The sequence below is a fragment of the Streptomyces sp. NPDC086519 genome (genome assembly GCF_040686075.1).
In the GTDB taxonomy this organism is placed as follows: Bacteria; Actinomycetota; Actinomycetes; order Streptomycetales; family Streptomycetaceae; genus Streptomyces; species Streptomyces shenzhenensis.
In genome coordinates, this window is the sequence record NZ_JBFBJL010000094.1 from 1 (window position 1) to 17,289 (window position 17,289).

Consider the following 17,289-nt stretch of genomic DNA (forward strand, 5'->3'; position numbering starts at 1 on the left):
GCCTGCCGCGCGACTCGTACGCCGAGGTCCCCGCACAGGTCGACGAGACCACGCACCGCCCGCGCGCCGCCCACCCCATCAAACTGAACGCGGCCAACGGCGAGGGGCCACCGCCTCCCTGCTGACGGTGACCCCTCGGTCCCTGCTGCGGCTCCGCGCACGTCACATGTGAACAACCGGCGCCGCGTCCGCGTCCTGCTGCGGCACTCCCCGCCGGAACAGCAGGAAGGCGATCACCGTGCCCGCCGCGAACATGCCGGCCGACCACCAGAACGCGGTCGTGTAGCTCTCGATCGTGGCCTGTGCCTGCACCAGCTTGTTGGTGGCGTCCTTGCCGGCCAGGTAGTCCGTCGCGGCGCTCGCCGCGAGCGTGTTGAGCAGCGCCGTACCGATCGAACCGCCCACCTGCTGCATGGCGTTGACCGTCGCCGAGGCGACACCCGCCTCGTCGGCCGTCACCCCGCCCGTGGCCAGCTGCATGGCCGCGGGCATGACCAGGCCGAGGCCGAGGCCGGTGACGATCAGCTGCGGGAGCACCGCGCCGACGTAGCTGGAGCCGACGCTGATCTCGCCCAGCCAGGCCATGCCGGCCGCGGAGACCGCGAAGCCGAGCGGGACGACCGCCTTCGGCCCGATCCGCGGCACCAGGACCTGCGTGCCGATCTGGGCCGTCACCATCAGGGCGCCGATCATCGGCAGGAACGCCACGCCGGTCTTCGTGGGGCTGAAGCCGAGGTTCAGCTGAAGGTAGTAGGTGAGGAAGAGGAACACGCCGAACATGCCGCCCGCGGAGATCAGCACGGCGAGGAACGAGGCGGCCCGGTTGCGGTCCAGCAGGATGCCCAGCGGCAGCAGCGGGTACTTGGCCTTGGTCTGCCACCAGGTGAAGGCCGCCAGCAGCACGACGCCGGCGAGGAGGAAGCCCCAGGTCAGCGGGGAACCCCAGTCGTGCGTCTCGGCGTTGGAGAAGCCGTAGACCAGCGAGAACAGACCGGCCGCGACCAGGACCGTGCCCGGCACGTCCAGCTTGGAGTTCCCGGCGTCCCGGTGGTTGTGCAGCAGGGCCATGCCGCCCGCGAAGGCGACGACGGCGATCGCGACGTTCACGTACAGGGTCGAGCGCCAGTCGAACGTGTCGGTGAGGACACCGCCGAGCAGCAGGCCCACCGCGCCGCCGGCGCCGGCGATGGCACCGTAGACACTGAAGGCGCGGGCCCGCTCACGGGCGTCGGTGAACGTGGTGTTGAGCAGCGAGAGTGCGGTCGGGGCGAGCAGCGCGCCGAAAGCGCCCTGCAGGGCGCGTGCGGTGACCAGCATCCCGAAGCTGGTCGAGGCGCCGCCCAGGGCGGAGACGGCGGCGAAGCCGGCGACTCCTATGAGGAAGGCGGTCTTGCGGCCGAACAGGTCGGCGATCCGTCCGCCGAGCAGCAGCAGGGAGGCGAAGCTGAGGGCGTACGCGGTGACGATCCACTGCCGGTTGCCGTCGGAGAATCCGAGGTCGGCCTGGGCGGACGGGAGGGCGATGTTCACGATGGTGGCGTCGAGCACCACCATCAGCTGGGCGATGGCGATGACCGCGAGGATCCACCATCGCTTCGAGGACGCGGCCGGGGGTGCCTCCTCGGCACCGACGCGGACGTCGTCGGTCAGTGTCTTCTCAGACATGCGGAACCACTCCAGGGAAGTCGTTCGGGATTTACCGAGAAGCCGCTTCGTTGCCACGGCGCCTGCAGAACCGCGAACGAAACGGTTTCGTACACATCGAGACTAGACCACTTTCAGCGAAACGGCAACGTTTCGCTGGCGTGGCGAGGCCGCCGCGCCGGCACGGAACGGCAAGTGCACCCGGTTGGGGGCGCGGGCTGAATCCGATGTGCGGCGACCGCCGCGCGGGCGCGACCGGCCCGCACCGGCCTGAACTGCGACCGGGCCGCTGACGAGAACTACCAGGGCTGTCTCGACGCCGGCCTGCCCGCCGGCGCCCCCGGCCCCGGCATCGAGGCCTGGCCGATCACGCCAGCTGCCGTCGCACCAGCTCGTGCAGGCGCCCGCCGGTGTCGGCGAGCAGCTGGGCCGGCGGCCCCTGCTGGGCGACCTTGCCGTCCTCCATCACGATCACCCGGTCGGCGTCCATGACCGTCGAGAGCCGGTGGGCGATCACGATCCGGGTGGCGTTCAGCTTGCGGGTGCTCTCGATGACCGTGCGCTGGGTGTCGTTGTCGAGCGCACTCGTCGCCTCGTCGAAGAACAGGATGCGCGGGCGCCGGATCAGCGCCTGGGCGATCATCAGCCGCTGCCGCTGGCCGCCCGAGATCGCGCCGCTCCCGGCGACGATCGTGTGCAGCCCCATCGGCATCCGCTTGATGTCCTCGGCGAGGCCCGCCATCTCGGCCGCGGCCATCGCCTCCTCGGGGGTGTACGGCTCGGTGCCGCAGATGACGTCCAGGATCGAGCCGGTGAACGGCTGCGCGTGCTGGAGCACCACCCCGCACTGGCGGCGGACCGCCGACTGGTCCAGCGCGCCGAGGTCCTGGCCGTCGTACAGGACGCTCCCCGAGACCGGCTTGTCGAAGCCGATCAGCAGCCGCAGCAGCGTCGACTTGCCGCAGCCGCTGGGGCCCACGATCGCGACGAACTCGCCCGGGCGGACGGCGAACGAGACGTCGTCCAGGACCAGGGGACCGTCGTCCGCGTACCGGAAGGAGAGGCGGCGGGCCTCGACGGCGCCGGACAGCGGGCCCGGGCGGGTGCTGGCGGCGCGCACCTCGGGCGCGGCCTGGAGGACCGGCTTGATCTCCTCGAAGAGGGGAAGCGCGGCCACCGCCGACACGAACGAGCCGGTCAGCTGGGTGACCGAGGTGAGCAGCATCGTCACCGACGTGTTGAAGGCGAGGAAGGCCGCCGCGTCCATGGCACCCCTCGCCGGGCCCGCCAGCAGCATGAACATCAGCAGGGTGCAGACCGGGAGATAGACCGAACCCAGCACCGAGGTGAGGTTCTTGATCCGGCCCACCTTCTGCTGGAGTTCCCGGCTGCGCGCGAACTCACCCGCCCAGGCCGCGTACGCGTAGTTCTCGGCCGCCGCCACCCGCAGCTTCGGCAGGCCCCGCAGGGTCTGGAAGGCCTGGTTGTTCAGCTTGTTGCCGAGCACCACCAGCCGGCGCTGCCAGCGCACCTGCCACAGCCCGAGCCCCAGGAACAGGGCGGCGATGACGACGAGCATGGCAAGGGCCGCCAGCGCCATCGGCACGCTGTACCAGAACAGCAGGCCCAGGTTCATCGCCCCGACGGTCACCGACTGGGCGACCACCGGGCCGACCCCCGCCAGCAGCCGGCGCATCGCGCTGACGCCCATCGCCGCGCTGGCCAGTTCGCCGGTCGAGCGCTGGGTGAAGAACTTGGTCGGCAGCCTCAGCAGCCGGTCCCAGACAGCCGGTTGCAGGGTCGCCTCGATACGGCCCTCCAGACGGAGGATGGTCAGGTTCTCCAGGAGCGTGAACGCGGCCGACACCACCGCGCTGATCATCACCGCCAGACAGACCTGCGCGATCAGGTCCGTCTGGGCCTTCGGCACGTACTCGCCCAGCACCTTGCCGGTGGCGATCGGTACCAGCGCGCCGATGGCCACGGTCACCAGCCCGGCCAGCAGCAGACCGCCGAGGTCGCCGCGCGTGCCGCGCATGCTGAAGCGGAGCAGGCCGAGCGGGCTGAGCGCCTTGTCGGGCAGCGGACGGTAGAACATCACCGCGCGCGGCTCGAACTCCGCCGCGTTCGCCTTCTCGATCGGGGTCTCGCGGCCGGTCGCCGGATGGACGGCCACATAGCCGCCGCGCCGCCACAGCAGCGCGACCGGCGCGCCGGACAGGGCGCGGTGCCCGACCAGCGGGCCCACGTCGTCCCGCCACCAGCGGCCGTCCAGGCGTACCGCCCGCGTCCGCACCCGGGAGGCGAGGGCCGCCCGCTCGACCGGGTCGATGCGGTCGCTCTCGGTGCCGCTCTGCGCGGGTTTCGCGAGGGTGATGCCGGCGGCCTCGGCGACCAGCCTGCAGGCCGCGTAGGAGGCGTCGGCGTCGGCGGCCGTGGTGCGCTTGGCCGCCTTGCCGATGGAGGCGAGCAGGGTCCGGTCGGCCTGGGCGCGGACCGCCTCACCGGCCTTGATACCGGCCGCCGTACGCGTCTCGTGGGTGCGTTCAAGCTGCTCGATCCACCGGTCCAGCGTGGTCAGCAGCCGGTACTGCTGGTCGACCATGCTCTGCCACAGCGCCGGGTCCATCAGCAGGTCGGCGGCCGCCTCCGCGCCGTACAGCGAGCCGTACTGCACGCTGCCCGGCGGCACCTGCATCCAGAAGACATCGTCGTCGGTGGGGGCCGCGGCACGCTCGCTGGCCGTCATCGGGGCCTGGAAGAGGATGGACAGACCGCGGCCTGTGCCGAGGGCGAGGGCGTACTCCAGGGGGCTGGTGGCCGGCGGGACGTACTGGGGGTTGCCGTACTCGTCGTAGGACCAGGTCTGGGTGCCGGCCGGCTGGTACAGCTCGCGCAGACCGATCCGGTGCACGACGCAGTCGCGCAGCGGGCGGGCCACCAGGGTGTGCTGCGGGCCCGCGACCGGGCCGAGCAGCAGCGCGCCGGCCTCCAGGCGGCCCAGGTGGTGCCAGTGGCCCTGCTGTTCGGCGTCCACCGCGAACAGGTCCAGGGCACCGGACGCCACCAGCCACAGCACCTGCGGGCCTTCGAGGTCGAGGCGGGTGAAGCCGGCGCAGTCGATCCGGGCGCCCAGTGAGCCGAGCGCGCCGAGTACGAGGTCGCCTTCGTCTACGGTCGTCGTCATCTCATCGCTCCCTGACCAGCGCGGCGTACGCCCCGCCGTGTGCCACCAGCTCGTCGTGCCGCCCGCGCTCCACGATCGTGCCGTGCTGGAGCACGACGATCTCGTCGCTGTCGCGCACGGTGCTCAGCCGGTGCGCGATGACGACGCAGGCGCAGCCGCGGCGGCGCAGGTTGTCCATGACGATCAGCTCGGTCTCGGCGTCCAGGGCACTGGTCACCTCGTCGAGAACGAGGATGCTCGGCCGGCGTACCAGCGCCCGCGCGATTTCGAGGCGCTGGCGCTGGCCGCCGGAGAAGTTGCGGCCGTCCTGTTCGACCTTGCTGTGGATGCCGCCGGGCCGGCGCGTCACCACGTCGTACAGGGCCGCGTCCCGCAGCGCCTCCACCACCGCCTCGTCCGGGATCGACGGGTCCCACAGCGCCACGTTGTCGCGCACCGAGCCCTCGAAGAGGAAGACGTCCTGGTCGACGAAGGACACGGAGGCGGCCAGCGCGCCCCGCGGGATGTCCTCCAGACGCTGCCCGTCGATGCGGATCACGCCCTCCCACGGGGAGTAGAGACCCGAGATCAGCCGGGAGACCGTGGACTTGCCGCTGCCTGAGCCACCCACCAGGGCGACCTGGCGGCCGGGACCGACGGTCAGGTCGAAGCCGGTGAGCAGGGGCTTGTCCAGCGGGCTGTAGCCGAAGGTGATGTTCTCCAGCTCGACATGGCCCTGTAGCCGCCGGGCGGAGTCGCCGGCGCCGGGTCGGGCGTAGATCGGGTCCGCCTGGAAGTTCTCCACGTCCTTGAGGCGGGCCACGTCGGCCGCGAAGTCCTGGATACGGCCCGCGACGCCGTTGAGCCTGGTCAGCGGGGCGGTGAAGCGGGTGACCAGGGACTGGAAGGCGACCAGGAGGCCGACCGAGATGCCGCCCTCGACCGCCCGCATACCGCCGATCCACAGGATCAGCGCGCTGTTGAGGGTCGCGAGCGTCGGCGCCACCACGCCGAGCCAGGCGCTGGGCACCCCGAGCCGCTGCTGCTCCTCCAGGGTGGCCGCGTGCTGCCCGGCCCACCTGCGGAAGTAGCCGTCCTCGCCGCCGGTCGCCTTCATCGTCTCGATCAGCTGGAGGCCGGTGTAGGAGGTGTTGGTGAGCCGGGCGGTGTCCGCGCGCAGCTTCGCGGTCCGGGTCGCGCGCAGCCGTACGACCAGCCGCATCGCCACGATGTTCAGCAGGGCCACACCGATGCCGAGGAAGGTGAGCTGCGCGTCGTAGGTGTAGAGGAGCACCGCGTACAGGACGACGACCACCGCGTCCACACCGGCCGCCGCCAGGTCGCGGGCCAGGGTCTCGGCCACCTGGTCGTTGGACTGGAGTCGCTGCACCAGGTCGGCCGGGCTGCGCTGCGAGAAGAAGGTCACCGGCAGGCGCAGCAGGTGGCGCAGGAAGCGGGCGCTGGACAGGGTGGAGGAGACGATCCGGCCGTGCAGCAGGTTCGCCTGTTGCAGCCAGGTCAGCACCAGGGTGAGCAGGACGCAGGTGCCCATCGCGGCGAACAGCACGGTCAGCAGCGAGGTCTGGCCGCCGATGAGGAACAGGTCGATGTACTGGCGGCTGAGTGCGGGCACCGCCGCGCCCACGGCCACCAGCAGCAGGCTGGACAGGACGGCGGCCGGCATGGTGCCGGCGGTGCCGCGCAGCCGGGCCGGCATCGCGCCCAGGACGCCCGGTCGCCGGCCGCCCCGCTCGAAGCCGTCGCCCGGCTCCAGGACCAGCACGACACCGGTGAAGCTGCCGTCGAACTCCTCCATGGGCACGAACCGGCGGCCCTTGGCGGGGTCGTTGATGTAGACGCCCCGGCGGCCGAGGCGGCGGCCCATGCCGTCGTAGACGACGTAGTGGTTGAACTCCCAGAACAGGATCGCCGGCCCCTGCACGTCGGCGAGGGCGGCCAGGTCCATCTGCATGCCCTTGGCAGTGAGGCCGTAACTGCGGGCCGCTTTCAGCAGGTTGCTGGCGCGCGAGCCGTCGCGGGAGACGCCGCAGGCGATGCGCAGCTCCTCCAGCGGGACATGGCGGCCGTAGTGGCCGAGGACCATGGAGAGGGAGGCGGCGCCGCACTCGACGGCCTCCATCTGGAGCACGGTGGGGGTGCGGACGGCCCGGCCGCGGCCCTTGGGGACCGGACGTCCGGGCGGGGCGGCGCGGCGGCGGCCGCGGGTCTCCTGGGCGGTGGTCACGGCAGCAGCCAATCGACGGGACGCTGGTCGGCCAGCCGGATCGAACCCGAGGCCAGGGTCATGGAGTCGAGCTTGAACGGCGGCCCGTCGGCCGAGGACCACTGGTAGCCGCTCTTCGTCCTCGCCGACGGGTCCAGCCGGACCAGGACGGCCACCGGGCGGCCCTTCTTCGTGAACTGCTCGCCGAGCTGGCTGTCGCCGAGGAACGCAGAGATCGACTGGGCCGACTGGGCGCTGCGGTCCACCGACTTCACATGGCCGCGCAGCACGCCGTACTCCTGCGTCGACACCGAGGACACGGTCAGGTCGACCGGGGCGTTCGCCGGGATGGCGGAGGCGTTCTCGGCGGGGACGTAGACCGTCGCGTACAGCGGGTCCGAGGCGTGGGCGACCTTCTCCACGGCGGCGACGTTCGTGCCGGTCTGGATGATCTGCCCGATGGTCGCGGCGAGTGCGCTGATCCGGCCCGCGGCGACCGTGCGCACGACGGAGTCGCCCTGGCCGGTGTGCACCTTCAGTACGGGGGAGCCGGCCGGCAGCCGCTCGCCCTGCTCGGCGAGGACCGCCGTGACCTGTCCGGCGACCGGACTCTGCAGGATGTAACTGCCCTGCCCGTGGGTGAGGATCGCCTGCGCGCTCACCGTGGAGGCGACCGAACCGGTCACCGCCCACACCGAGGCGGCCGCCATCACGACGACCGAGACGGACAGCGCGAGCCAGCCCTGCGGACGGGCGAAGCGCACGGGGAGATCGAGTTCCTCGGGCGACTGGAGCTTGGCGAGGGCCTGTTGGCGGAACTGCACGGAACTTCCCTCACCTAGGGGAGAGGCACTGGTGAAGAGGGTGTTGCAGAGCAAGGGGGCGTTTCGGAACACCCGAGAGCCCCGGGGCCGGGATCCGGCTCCGGGACTCAGCGGCAACGAGGTGCGATCAGAGACCGGCGACCAGGTTGGTGACCGGCTGGGTGTTCAGGCCGGTGACACCCTCGACGGTGCCGACAACGGTGTTGACCAGACCGGAAACCGGGGCGATGCCGTCCACCAGGCCGGTGACGGTGCCGAGGGCGTTCACGGAGAGGCCGCCGGAGACGTTGTCGAGCTCGGCGTCGGAGATCTCGACGGTCTCGACCTGGGGGGTGGAGTTCATGATGGAACTTCCCTTCATATGGATATTCACAAGGGGGGAGCGGCCCCCCGACGCCCTTCAGGGACTGAACAACGGCCCATGGGGGGACGAGCGGATGGCCGCGACCGCGGGCGCCGGGCGCCCGTTTCCGAGAGCCCTTCGCGGCTCCCGCGGTGCGATGGATCAAAGCACGCCCACGGTCCGAGCTTCCAATCAACCAACCGCCTCACCTGGGCAGTTGAGTGCGGGATGGGCGCAACCGTGCAGGCGTGCGCACCGCTTGTCGGCCACTCCTTCACAAGCCGCACGACTTCGCCCCGGCCGCACGGCTTGCCTGCCCGGCGGCGAATCCGGCACTCCGGGCCAAGGGCACGGCAGGGGGCGCGCGGTTGTGCAGATACACCCGGCTCCGTGACCCGCTTGGGCATTGGATGTGCAGATTCCCTGAAGCAAGGATTCCGGTCCGTGATTGCAACGGACCGTAAGTGACCGGTTGCCGACCGTGTCGGTCCGGTCAGCCCAGGAGCGCGTACACCGTGCTCGCCCGGGCCACGAGCGCGCCCGACCTCTGATCGCGCAACGTGACGTCGGCGAACGCCATCCAGCGGCCCAGCTTGGTCAGCACGGCTTCGATCAGGACATCCGAACCGGTCACCGCGCGCTGGAACGAGGTCGACTGCTGCACCGTCGTCATCGGCACGAAGCCGCCCCGGGCCGCCGACACCGCGATCACCGTCGCCGTGTCGGCCGCCGCCATCAACGCCTGCCCCGACAGCCCGCCGCCCTCCCGGGACAGCCGCTCCGACCAGGGAAGGCGCAGCGTCGCCCGGTCCTCGCCCACCGCCTCGACGGCCAGCCCGAGACCGAGCACCCAGGGGGCGAAGGCGGTGGAGAGGACCTTGTCGGCTTCGGCGGTGGTCATCGTCATATGGGGCATTGTTCCCGGACCGGCGAACCGGCAAGCGGACGTGGTTCACCACGGGCGCGCCATGGCCGATTCAGCACCGGGTCAAGGAAGTTGGGAAACGGAATTGAACGCACCACGTGACCCGCCCGTACCTATGGCCATCCAGGCGCCGCTCACGAACGACTGCCCCGCAACGGCAGACACTCCGTCCCTTGGAGGTCGAGAAGTTTGAGTCACAAGCGAATTCCGAAGCGCAAGGCCGCTGTCGCGGTGGGCGGTGTCGCGGCGCTCGGCGCTGCGGCTTTTCTGCTGCCGATGGCCAACGCGTCCCAGGACAACGCCTCCGGCGCCACTGCCACCGCTCCCAAGACCCTGAAGGCGACAGGCGCCTCGAATCTCGCCGCGCAGCTCCAGCAGTCGCTCGGCCAGGCCTTCGCCGGGTCCTATTACGACAGTGCCAAGCAGCAGCTCGTCGTCAACGTCGTCAACGCCGGCAGCAACGTGATCGGCCAGGCGCAGCAGGCCGGTGCGGTCGTCCGCCAGGTGCAGAACAGCACCAAGGACCTTCAGGCCGTCGCCCAGACCCTGAAGACCAAGGCGACCATCCCCGGCACCGCCTGGGCCGTCGACCCGAAGACCAACAAGGTCGTGGTCAGCGCCGACAGCACGGTCACCGGCACCAAGTGGGACACCCTTCAGTCGACCGTGCAGAGCCTCGGCTCGAACATGGCGACCCTCAAGAAGTCGTCCGGCACCTTCAAGACCCTCGTCTCCGGCGGCGACGCGATCTTCTCCCAGGTGCAGAACGGCACCGTCCGCTGCTCACTCGGCTTCAACGTCACCGCCTCGGACGGCAGCCCCGCCTTCCTGACGGCCGGTCACTGCGGGGTCGCGGCCAAGGACTGGTCCGACTCCGAGACCGGCCAGCCCATCGCCACCGTGGACCAGGCGCAGTTCCCCGGCAACGGTGACTTCTCGCTCGTCAAGTACAACGACGCCACCACCCAGGCGCCGAGCGAGGTCAACATAGGCAACGGCCAGACCGTCGCCATCAACCAGGCGGCGGACGCCACCGTCGGCGAGACCGTGTTCCGGATGGGCTCCACCACCGGGCTGCACGACGGCCAGGTCACCGGCCTCGACGCGACCGTCAACTTCCAGAGCGAGACCGACCCCAACGGCGTCGACACCGTCACCGGCCTCATCCAGACCAACGTCTGCGCCGAGGCCGGCGACAGCGGCGGCTCGCTGTTCACCCAGGACGGCGGCGCGGTCGGCATGACCTCCGGCGGCAGCGGCGACTGCACCGCCGGCGGCGAGACCTTCTTCCAGCCGGTGACCACCGCCCTGCAGGCGACCGGCGCGACCCTCGGCGGTGGCGGCGGCGCGGGCGCCGGTGACGCCAGTGCCACGGCCGACCCGTCCGCCACCGCCGGTGACCAGTCCGGCGCCGGTGCCCAGGCCGGCGGCAACCAGATCGGCGGCACCGCGGACCCGTCCGCGACGGCCGGCGACCAGAGCGGCACCGGTGGCGCGACCGGCACGGGCGACCAGTCCGGCACCGGGACGGCGAACAGCTCGTCGTCCAACTGACCCACCGCGCGGCCTGCCAGCGGTTCCCGGCCGACGGTGGACGGTCCGGCCCTCCGGCGGGAGGGCCGGACCGGATCGCTTCCGGCGCGGATCAGCCGTCGGCCCCGGCCCGCAGCAACAGCACCGCGACATCGTCGACCCGCTCCTGCGCCGCCGCACTGTGCCGCACGAGCGTGTCGGCGAGCTTGTCCAGGGGCTGGTCGCCGTTCTCCGAGAGCAGTTCCCCCAGATCGACCAGGGCCTCCTCGATGTCCACACCGGGGGACTCGACCAGCCCGTCGGTGTAGAGAACGAGCACCGACCCCGGCGCCAGCGCCACCTCGGTCGTCGGGTACGTCGCCTCCGAGTCGATGCCCAGCAGCGGACCTCCGGCCAGGTCGAGCACCCGTACCCGCCCGTCGGGACGTCTCAGCAGGGGCGGCGGATGCCCCGCCCGGGCCATCACCGCGCGCCCGTGCTCCGGATCCAGCCGCAGGTACAGACAGCTCGCGAACAGCTCGGCGCCCAAGTCGATGAGCAGCCGGTTGGTGCTGCGCATCACCTCCTCCGGCGCCTGCCCGACGGTCGTGAAGGCCCGTACGCCGGTACGGATCTGGCCCATCAGCCCGGCCGCCGTCACGTTGTGCCCCTGCACGTCCCCGATCACCGCCGCCGCCAGCGGCCGGGTGGGTATCAGGTCGTAGAAGTCGCCGCCGATCTCCATGCCGTGCATGGCCGGCAGATAGCGGGCGGCCGCCTCGATGCCGGGCGGCGGGGCCAGCGAGTGCGGCAGCAGGACCGCCTGTAGTCCGTGCGCCAGTTGGTTCTTCGCGTCGTAGAGCATGGCCCGCTCCAGCGCCTGCGCGATCAGCCCGCCGAGGCTGGTCAGCACGGCACGCTCGTCGGTGGGAAAGACGTGCGGCTCGGCGTAGGCGAGGACGCAGGTGCCCACCGGCCGGCCCGACGCGATCAGCGGCAGATACGCCCAGGCGGCGAACCCGTCAGGGGTCTCGTCCCGGTCCGGATACAGCCGTTTCAGCTGCTGCCGCGACTCGAAGAACGCCGGTACGCCGGTGCTCAGCACATGGGTACCGGGTGTCCGCTCGGCCAGCGGAAGGCCGTCGAAGCGTTCCACGGTCCGCGGATCCTCGTACCCGTGATGCCCCAGCACGTGCAGCCGCCCGCCGCAGGAGCCGAGGATCACCAGGGCCTGGCTGCCGACGGACGGGGCCACCTCGTCCGCCACCAGCTGCACCACGTCCTGTACTCCCACGGCCTCCGTCAGCGCCCCGGTCAGGCTCAGCACCTGCGAGATGGTGACCAGCCGGTGCGGGGGCGTCGCGTCCGTGCGGGGCGCGGCGCCCACCATCTCGGCGACCGCCCGCGCCCGGCTGATCCGGATGGTCAGCCCGGTCGTGCTCGGATACATCCGGAACGACAGCCAGTCGCCCGGCGGCCTCAGCGCCACGAACGACGTCACATGCTGGCTGATCAGCGCCGCCCGGTAACGGTCCTCGTACATCGGGTCGTTCAGCCACGGCACCGAGACCCACGGCTGGGTGCCCAGCAGATCGCCGACGTGCACGCCGAGCAGCTCGGCCGCCGCCGCGTTGGCGAAGGCGACCCGCCCGTGCAGATCGAGCGAGGCCAGCCCGTACGGCAGCCGCCCCACCATCCGCGCCGCCTCCACCGTGCCCAGCGAGCCCGCCGTCCCCGCGGGCGCCGCCAGCAGGTCCGGCTCGGCGCGCGGCGCGCGGTTCCTGCGGGCGGCCCGCTCCAGCCGCACCGCCAGCCGGTCGCACGCCGCTGTCAGCGAGTCCCGCTCCCGGTCGGACAGCACCGTGGGATGGGCACCGGGCCAGGTCACGTACACCGCCCCGTACACGGTGTCCGCCGTGGCCACGGGCAGCGCGGCCAGTGCGAACGGGTACGGCAGCACCACCGCGATGCGCGGATACCGGCGCGCCATGTCCTCCTCGCCGCCCACCCACACCAGCCGCCGGTCGCGCGCCGCCTCCGCGACCGGGACCGGCGCGCTCAGCCCGACCCGTTCCCAGGGCGCCGCGAAGGCCCGGGGCAGGCCGGCCGTCACCGCCATCTCCAGGACCGGCTCGTCGGCCGCCAGCAGGTAGACCGCGCCGGAGTGCGCGTGGACCTCGTCCATCATCGAGGCCAGCGCCAGCGACAACAGGGGCCGGCCGGACCGGGTGTCGTCGGCCGTCGGCACCCCGACGCCCGGCTCGGATCCCGCCGAAGGCGCCCCCATCCCGTCGGACACGCCCGACCACCTCCTCGTCCGGCCGCAGGTCGCGTCCTTGGGACCAAGGCTCCCTCGTGGCGGCGGCCCGCGCACGGCGAAAACGGCGCGGGCCCCGCACCGGGCGGCAGCGGTGTACCCCGTTCGCCCCGGTACATTCCCCCGCAACGGATGCGCGCCGCGGTGTACGGGCGCCGGTCGCGCGCCCCCGCGCACCCCGTTGGCCGGATATTCGCGTCCATGGCGGGTGGCGGACGCCAACAATGGGGCACGCGTTCCACACCTTGAACCGAAGAGCCGACGGACGGCTGAGGGGGCGGCGGTGATCCGGGTACTTCTGGTGCACGACGCGTGTCTGGTCAGATCGGTCCTGGCGGAGTGGTTACGCCGGGAACCCGGCCTGCGCGTGGACGACACGCCGTGGCACGGCGCGCGCGGACGGGTCCGGGCCGTACGGCCGGACGTATGCGCGGCGGACCTCGAAAGCTCCGGCGCCAAGGGCGTGCCGCCGCTCGCCGACCTGCGTCCGGCGGAGGCCGGCGTCCTCGTGCCGGGACTGGTCGTGCTCGCCGGTGCGAACAGGCCCGGACTGCTGAAGCGGGCGGCCGAGGCGGGGGCGCTCGGCTATGTCGACAAGGCGGGCGCGCCGGAGCGGCTGGTGCGCGCGATCCGGCGCGCCGCCGAGGGGGAACGTTTCGTCGACGACTCGCTGGGCTTCGGTTTCCTGAAGGCCGCCGAGATCCCCCTCACCAGACGCGAGCTGAGCGTGCTGGAGCTGGCGGCCGGCGGGGCGTCCATCGCGGAGATCGCCGGCAGCCTCCACCTGTCCCGCGGGACCGTGCGCAACTACATGGCGGCGATCACCCGCAAGACCGGGGCCCGCAACCGCGTCGACGCGATACGCATCTCACAGGGCGAGGGGTGGCTGTGACGCGGCGGCGCTCCCGGGTGCCGCCAGGTCACGGTAGAGGGCGCAGGTGCGCAGCAGGTCCTCGTGGGTGCCGTGGGCCGTGCGGGAGCCGTCCAGCACCAGGATCCGCCGGGCGCGGCGGGCCGAGTCGATCCGGTGTGCGACGACCACCAGGGTGCCGCCGGGCCGCCTGGCGAACGCCTGTTCGGCACGGGCCTCGGCCTCGGCGTCGAGATGGCAGGTGGCCTCGTCGAGGAGGGCGAGCGGCGCGGGGGAGAGATAGGCGCGGGTGAGCGCGATCAGTTGCCGCTCACCCGCCGACAGCGCCGCCGGACGCACCAGGGCGTCCGGCCCGCCCAGCCGCTCCAGCAGCGGCGTGAGTCCGACCGCTTCGGCGGCCGCCATCAGCTCCGGGAGCGGGACGGGACCCGGGCGCAGCAGGCCGAGGTTCTCCGCGAGGGTGCCCGTGTGGACGTAGGCCTCCTGCGGGATCAGTACCCGCGCCGCCGCCGCCCGCGCCCCCGGCACGGGGTGGCCGCACACCCGGACCGCGCCGTCCGCCGGGTGCAGCAGCCCGGCGGCCACCGCGGTCAGCGTCGACTTGCCGATCCCGCTCGGGCCCACGACGGCGAGGTGACCGCCGGGCGGGACGACGAGGTCGAGTTCGTCGAGGACCGGGGTGCTCGCCGGGCCGTAGGCGAAGGTGACGGCGGCGAGGGAGAGGGCCGGGGCGCCGGCGGTCACCTCTGCCGCGGGCTCCGGGGGCGGAGCGGGGGGCGGGGGCGGCCGCAGTCTGCGCAGGACGACGCTGAGGCGTGCTCCGCCGGTGCCCAGACCGTGCACCAGGTTCTGGAGCGCGGGCAGCAGGGACTGGCTGACGTAGGCGAGCGCCCCGACCAGGGCACCGGTGGTCACGCCGCGGGCGAGCAGCCAGGGCGCGGCCGCGAGCAGCAGCACCAGGGGCAGCCGGCCGCCGATCGCGAGCGCCGCCACCCGTACGACACTCCAGCGGGCCAGGGCCCGGGCGGCCCGGAACTCGGCGTCCACGCCCTCCCCGACACGCGCGGCGACCTGCGCCTCGGCCCCCGCCGCGGTGATGTCCCGCAACCCCGGGCACACCTCGCCCAGTTCCGCCGCGAGCGCCTCGTCGGCGACCAGGAAGGCCTCCTGACGGCGGGCCAGCGGCCGCAGGGTCGCGGCGAACAGGCCCAGACCCGCCAGCAGCGGGGGCAGCACGACCAGCAGCAGCGGTGGCGCGAGGGCGCACAGCCCGGTGAGCGCGCCGACGACCGTGAACACGAACGAGCGGGACACCAGCACCAGTCCGGCGAGGGTGTCCCGGGCGATCTCCACCTGCTGGGTCAGCCCGGACAGCGCTCCCCGGTCCGCCTCCCGTATCCCGCCCGCGACCACCCCCGCCACCAGGCTGTCGCGTACCGGTTCGACGAGGTCGGCGACCACCCCGTACACCCGCCGGGTGCCGTACGCCCCGGCCCCCACCCCGCCCGCGGCCGCGGCGAGCCACCACAGCCCGGTCCGCGCGTCGCCGGCCAGGAACCCGGCGTCGAGCGCGCGGGCCAGGGCGTATCCGAGGAGAAAGGTCTGCCCGGCCTCCAGCGCCGACCAGCCCGCCAGGCGCACCAGCACGGCCCGGCGCAACCGCACGGCCCGGCGCAACCGCACGGCCCGGCGTAACCGCACGGCCCGGCGCACCCGCGGCGGCGGGGCGATCACCGTGCCGTCCGCTCGGCCGCGCGCGCCCCGAACACCGCCCGGTACTCGGGGTCCCGCCACAGCTCCGCATGGGTCGCCACGGCCCGCACCCGCCCTCCGTCCAGCCAGGCCACCGCGTCCGCCCGGGCCGCGGTCGACGCGCGGTGCGCGACGATGAGCCGGGTGGGGCCCGGTGCCAGCAGGGCTTCGGCGACGCGGTGCTCGGTGACGGTGTCCAGGCTGGAGAGGGCGTCGTCCAGGATCAGCAGCCGGCCGGGGTGCGCGAACGCGCGGGCGAGGCCGAGACGCTGGGACTCGCCGCCCGAGAACGGGGCGTCGGAGAGCCGGGTGGTGTAACCGTCGGGCAGGCGCCGGATGTAGGCGTCCGCCTGGGCCCGGCCGGCGGCGGAACGGACCTCGGCGGGGGAGGGGGTGGCCAGGCCCAGGGCGATGGTGTCCTCGACAGTCGTACCGAGCAGGGCCGGGCGGGCGAAGGCGCAGGTGACGGACCGGCGCAGCTCGTCGTGGGGGAGGGCGGGCAGCGGGACGCCGTCCAGCAGGACCTCCCCGGCGTCGGGATCGGCCAGCCGGCCTGCGAGCCCGGCCAGCAGGGACTTGCCGGTGCCCGAGCGGCCCACGACGGCCAGGGCGGTGCCGCCGGGGACGGTCAGGTCGACACCGTCCAGGACCGTGCGGTCACCCCGGCGGGCGGTCACCCCGCGCAGTTCCAGGCGGCCGGGGCCGGGTGGGAGCGGCCGGTCGCCGTGGGCCGGTGCGGGGAGCGCCAGCACCTCGCCGAGGCGGCTCGCGGACGCGCGTGCCCGGGTGGCGGCGGCGAGCTGCCCGACCAGCACGCCGACACCGGTGGCCAGGACGGCGTAGCGGGAGGCGGCGAGCACCTCGCCGACCGATATCCGGTGCCGGGAGAGCAGAAGGCCCGCCACCGCCACGACGGCGAGCTGCAGCAGGGGGCCCACGGTCACCGCCTGGGCGGCGGCCCGGCCCTGCACCCGCCACATGCGGTGCCCGGCGCGGGCGAGGTCCGGCAGCGGGCGCAGTACGCGCTCCGTCTCCCGGTCCTGGAGGCCGGCCGCCGCGATCGTCCGGTGACCGTCGGCCGCCTCCGCCAGCGCGCCCGCGATCCGGGCCTGCTCGCGCTGGTACGCGGTCACGCACGCCGAGGTGTCCCGGGTGAACGCGCGCAGCAGCAGGGCGAGTACAGGTGCCCCGGCCAGGAACACGGCCGCCAGCCAGGGGTCGACGACAGCGAGCGCGACCACCCCGCCGACCGGACCGGCCAGTGCGGCAAGGAGCGCGGCGAGGGCCGCGGGCCCGGTCCCGGCCTGCGCGGCGTTCCCGACCAGCCGGGCGACCAGGTCGCCGGCCCCGAACCGGGCCCCCGCGCGCGGCCCCAGCGCCAGCACCTGCCCGGTGAGCAGCTTGCGCAGCCCGGCGGTGGCCCGCGCGTCGACGGTACCGGCGAGCACGCTCGCGCAGCCGTCCAGCAGGGCCGACAGCAGCACCAGCCCGGCGGCCCGGACCACCCACGCGGTCGCCGGGGCGCCCGCCAGCAGCAGGTCCAGGGCGCGGCCCAGCACGGCGGGCAGCAGCAGCCCCGCCGCCGTGGCCGCCGTACTCACCAGACACAGGGCGGCGCACCGCGCCCCGGCCCGGCGCAGGGCGGTACGCATCGGATCAGGGTGGGGCGGTCGGGCCATCGCGGCAGTCCTCGTATCGGCGAAGGCCCCGG

The 17,289-nt window shown here is 73.2% G+C and carries 11 protein-coding genes; 2 read left to right on the forward strand and 9 right to left on the reverse strand.

What is annotated here, in order from left to right:
- Positions 1 to 162: 162 nt before the first annotated feature.
- From AB0P24_RS43970 to AB0P24_RS43995, 6 genes are all read right to left on the reverse strand, one after another.
- Entirely contained in the window at positions 163 to 1,665 is a 1,503-nt protein-coding gene (locus tag AB0P24_RS43970; RefSeq protein ID WP_365804401.1) for an MFS transporter, read from the reverse strand.
- A gap of 346 nt (positions 1,666 to 2,011) precedes the next feature.
- Positions 2,012 to 4,831: an NHLP bacteriocin export ABC transporter permease/ATPase subunit gene (locus AB0P24_RS43975; protein ID WP_365804403.1), complete on the reverse strand. Its 2,820-nt coding sequence runs from the start codon at positions 4,829 to 4,831 to the stop codon at positions 2,012 to 2,014.
- Between the two features lies 1 nt (position 4,832).
- Positions 4,833 to 7,055: an NHLP family bacteriocin export ABC transporter peptidase/permease/ATPase subunit gene (locus AB0P24_RS43980; protein WP_365804405.1), complete on the reverse strand. Its 2,223-nt coding sequence runs from the start codon at positions 7,053 to 7,055 to the stop codon at positions 4,833 to 4,835.
- Positions 7,052 to 7,858, reverse strand: coding sequence for an HlyD family efflux transporter periplasmic adaptor subunit (locus AB0P24_RS43985; protein WP_365804407.1), 807 nt, complete (start codon positions 7,856 to 7,858; stop codon positions 7,052 to 7,054). Before AB0P24_RS43985 ends, AB0P24_RS43980 begins: the two co-directional genes overlap by 4 nt.
- 127 nt (positions 7,859 to 7,985) lie before the next feature.
- Positions 7,986 to 8,201: a type A2 lantipeptide gene (locus AB0P24_RS43990; protein ID WP_234537982.1), complete on the reverse strand. Its 216-nt coding sequence runs from the start codon at positions 8,199 to 8,201 to the stop codon at positions 7,986 to 7,988.
- A 493-nt stretch (positions 8,202 to 8,694) separates the two neighbouring features.
- Positions 8,695 to 9,108, reverse strand: coding sequence for a PaaI family thioesterase (locus AB0P24_RS43995; protein WP_365804409.1), 414 nt, complete (start codon positions 9,106 to 9,108; stop codon positions 8,695 to 8,697).
- A gap of 207 nt (positions 9,109 to 9,315) precedes the next feature.
- Between AB0P24_RS43995 and AB0P24_RS44000 the strand changes: the two genes are divergently transcribed.
- Entirely contained in the window at positions 9,316 to 10,680 is a 1,365-nt protein-coding gene (locus AB0P24_RS44000; RefSeq protein WP_365804411.1) for a S1 family peptidase, read from the forward strand.
- 91 nt (positions 10,681 to 10,771) lie between these two features.
- Here the strand turns inward: AB0P24_RS44000 and AB0P24_RS44005 are convergent, their stop codons facing one another.
- Entirely contained in the window at positions 10,772 to 12,925 is a 2,154-nt protein-coding gene (locus AB0P24_RS44005; RefSeq protein WP_365804431.1) for a GAF domain-containing SpoIIE family protein phosphatase, read from the reverse strand.
- A gap of 313 nt (positions 12,926 to 13,238) precedes the next feature.
- On the opposite strand from AB0P24_RS44005, the gene AB0P24_RS44010 reads away from it, so the two are divergent.
- A complete protein-coding gene (locus AB0P24_RS44010) occupies positions 13,239 to 13,847 on the forward strand; it encodes a response regulator transcription factor (RefSeq protein ID WP_365804413.1) in 609 nt (202 codons plus the stop codon).
- Here AB0P24_RS44010 and AB0P24_RS44015 read toward each other — a convergent pair.
- Together AB0P24_RS44015 and AB0P24_RS44020 are read right to left on the reverse strand one after the other, a co-directional pair.
- Complete coding sequence (locus AB0P24_RS44015) at positions 13,824 to 15,560, reverse strand: ABC transporter ATP-binding protein (protein ID WP_365804416.1); 1,737 nt, start codon at positions 15,558 to 15,560, stop codon at positions 13,824 to 13,826. The two genes, AB0P24_RS44010 and AB0P24_RS44015, sit on opposite strands and share 24 nt — an antisense overlap.
- On the reverse strand, positions 15,557 to 17,230 hold the full coding sequence (locus AB0P24_RS44020) for an ABC transporter ATP-binding protein (protein WP_365804418.1): 1,674 nt from the start codon (positions 17,228 to 17,230) through the stop codon (positions 15,557 to 15,559). Before AB0P24_RS44020 ends, AB0P24_RS44015 begins: the two co-directional genes overlap by 4 nt.
- Positions 17,231 to 17,289: the final 59 nt, after the last annotated feature.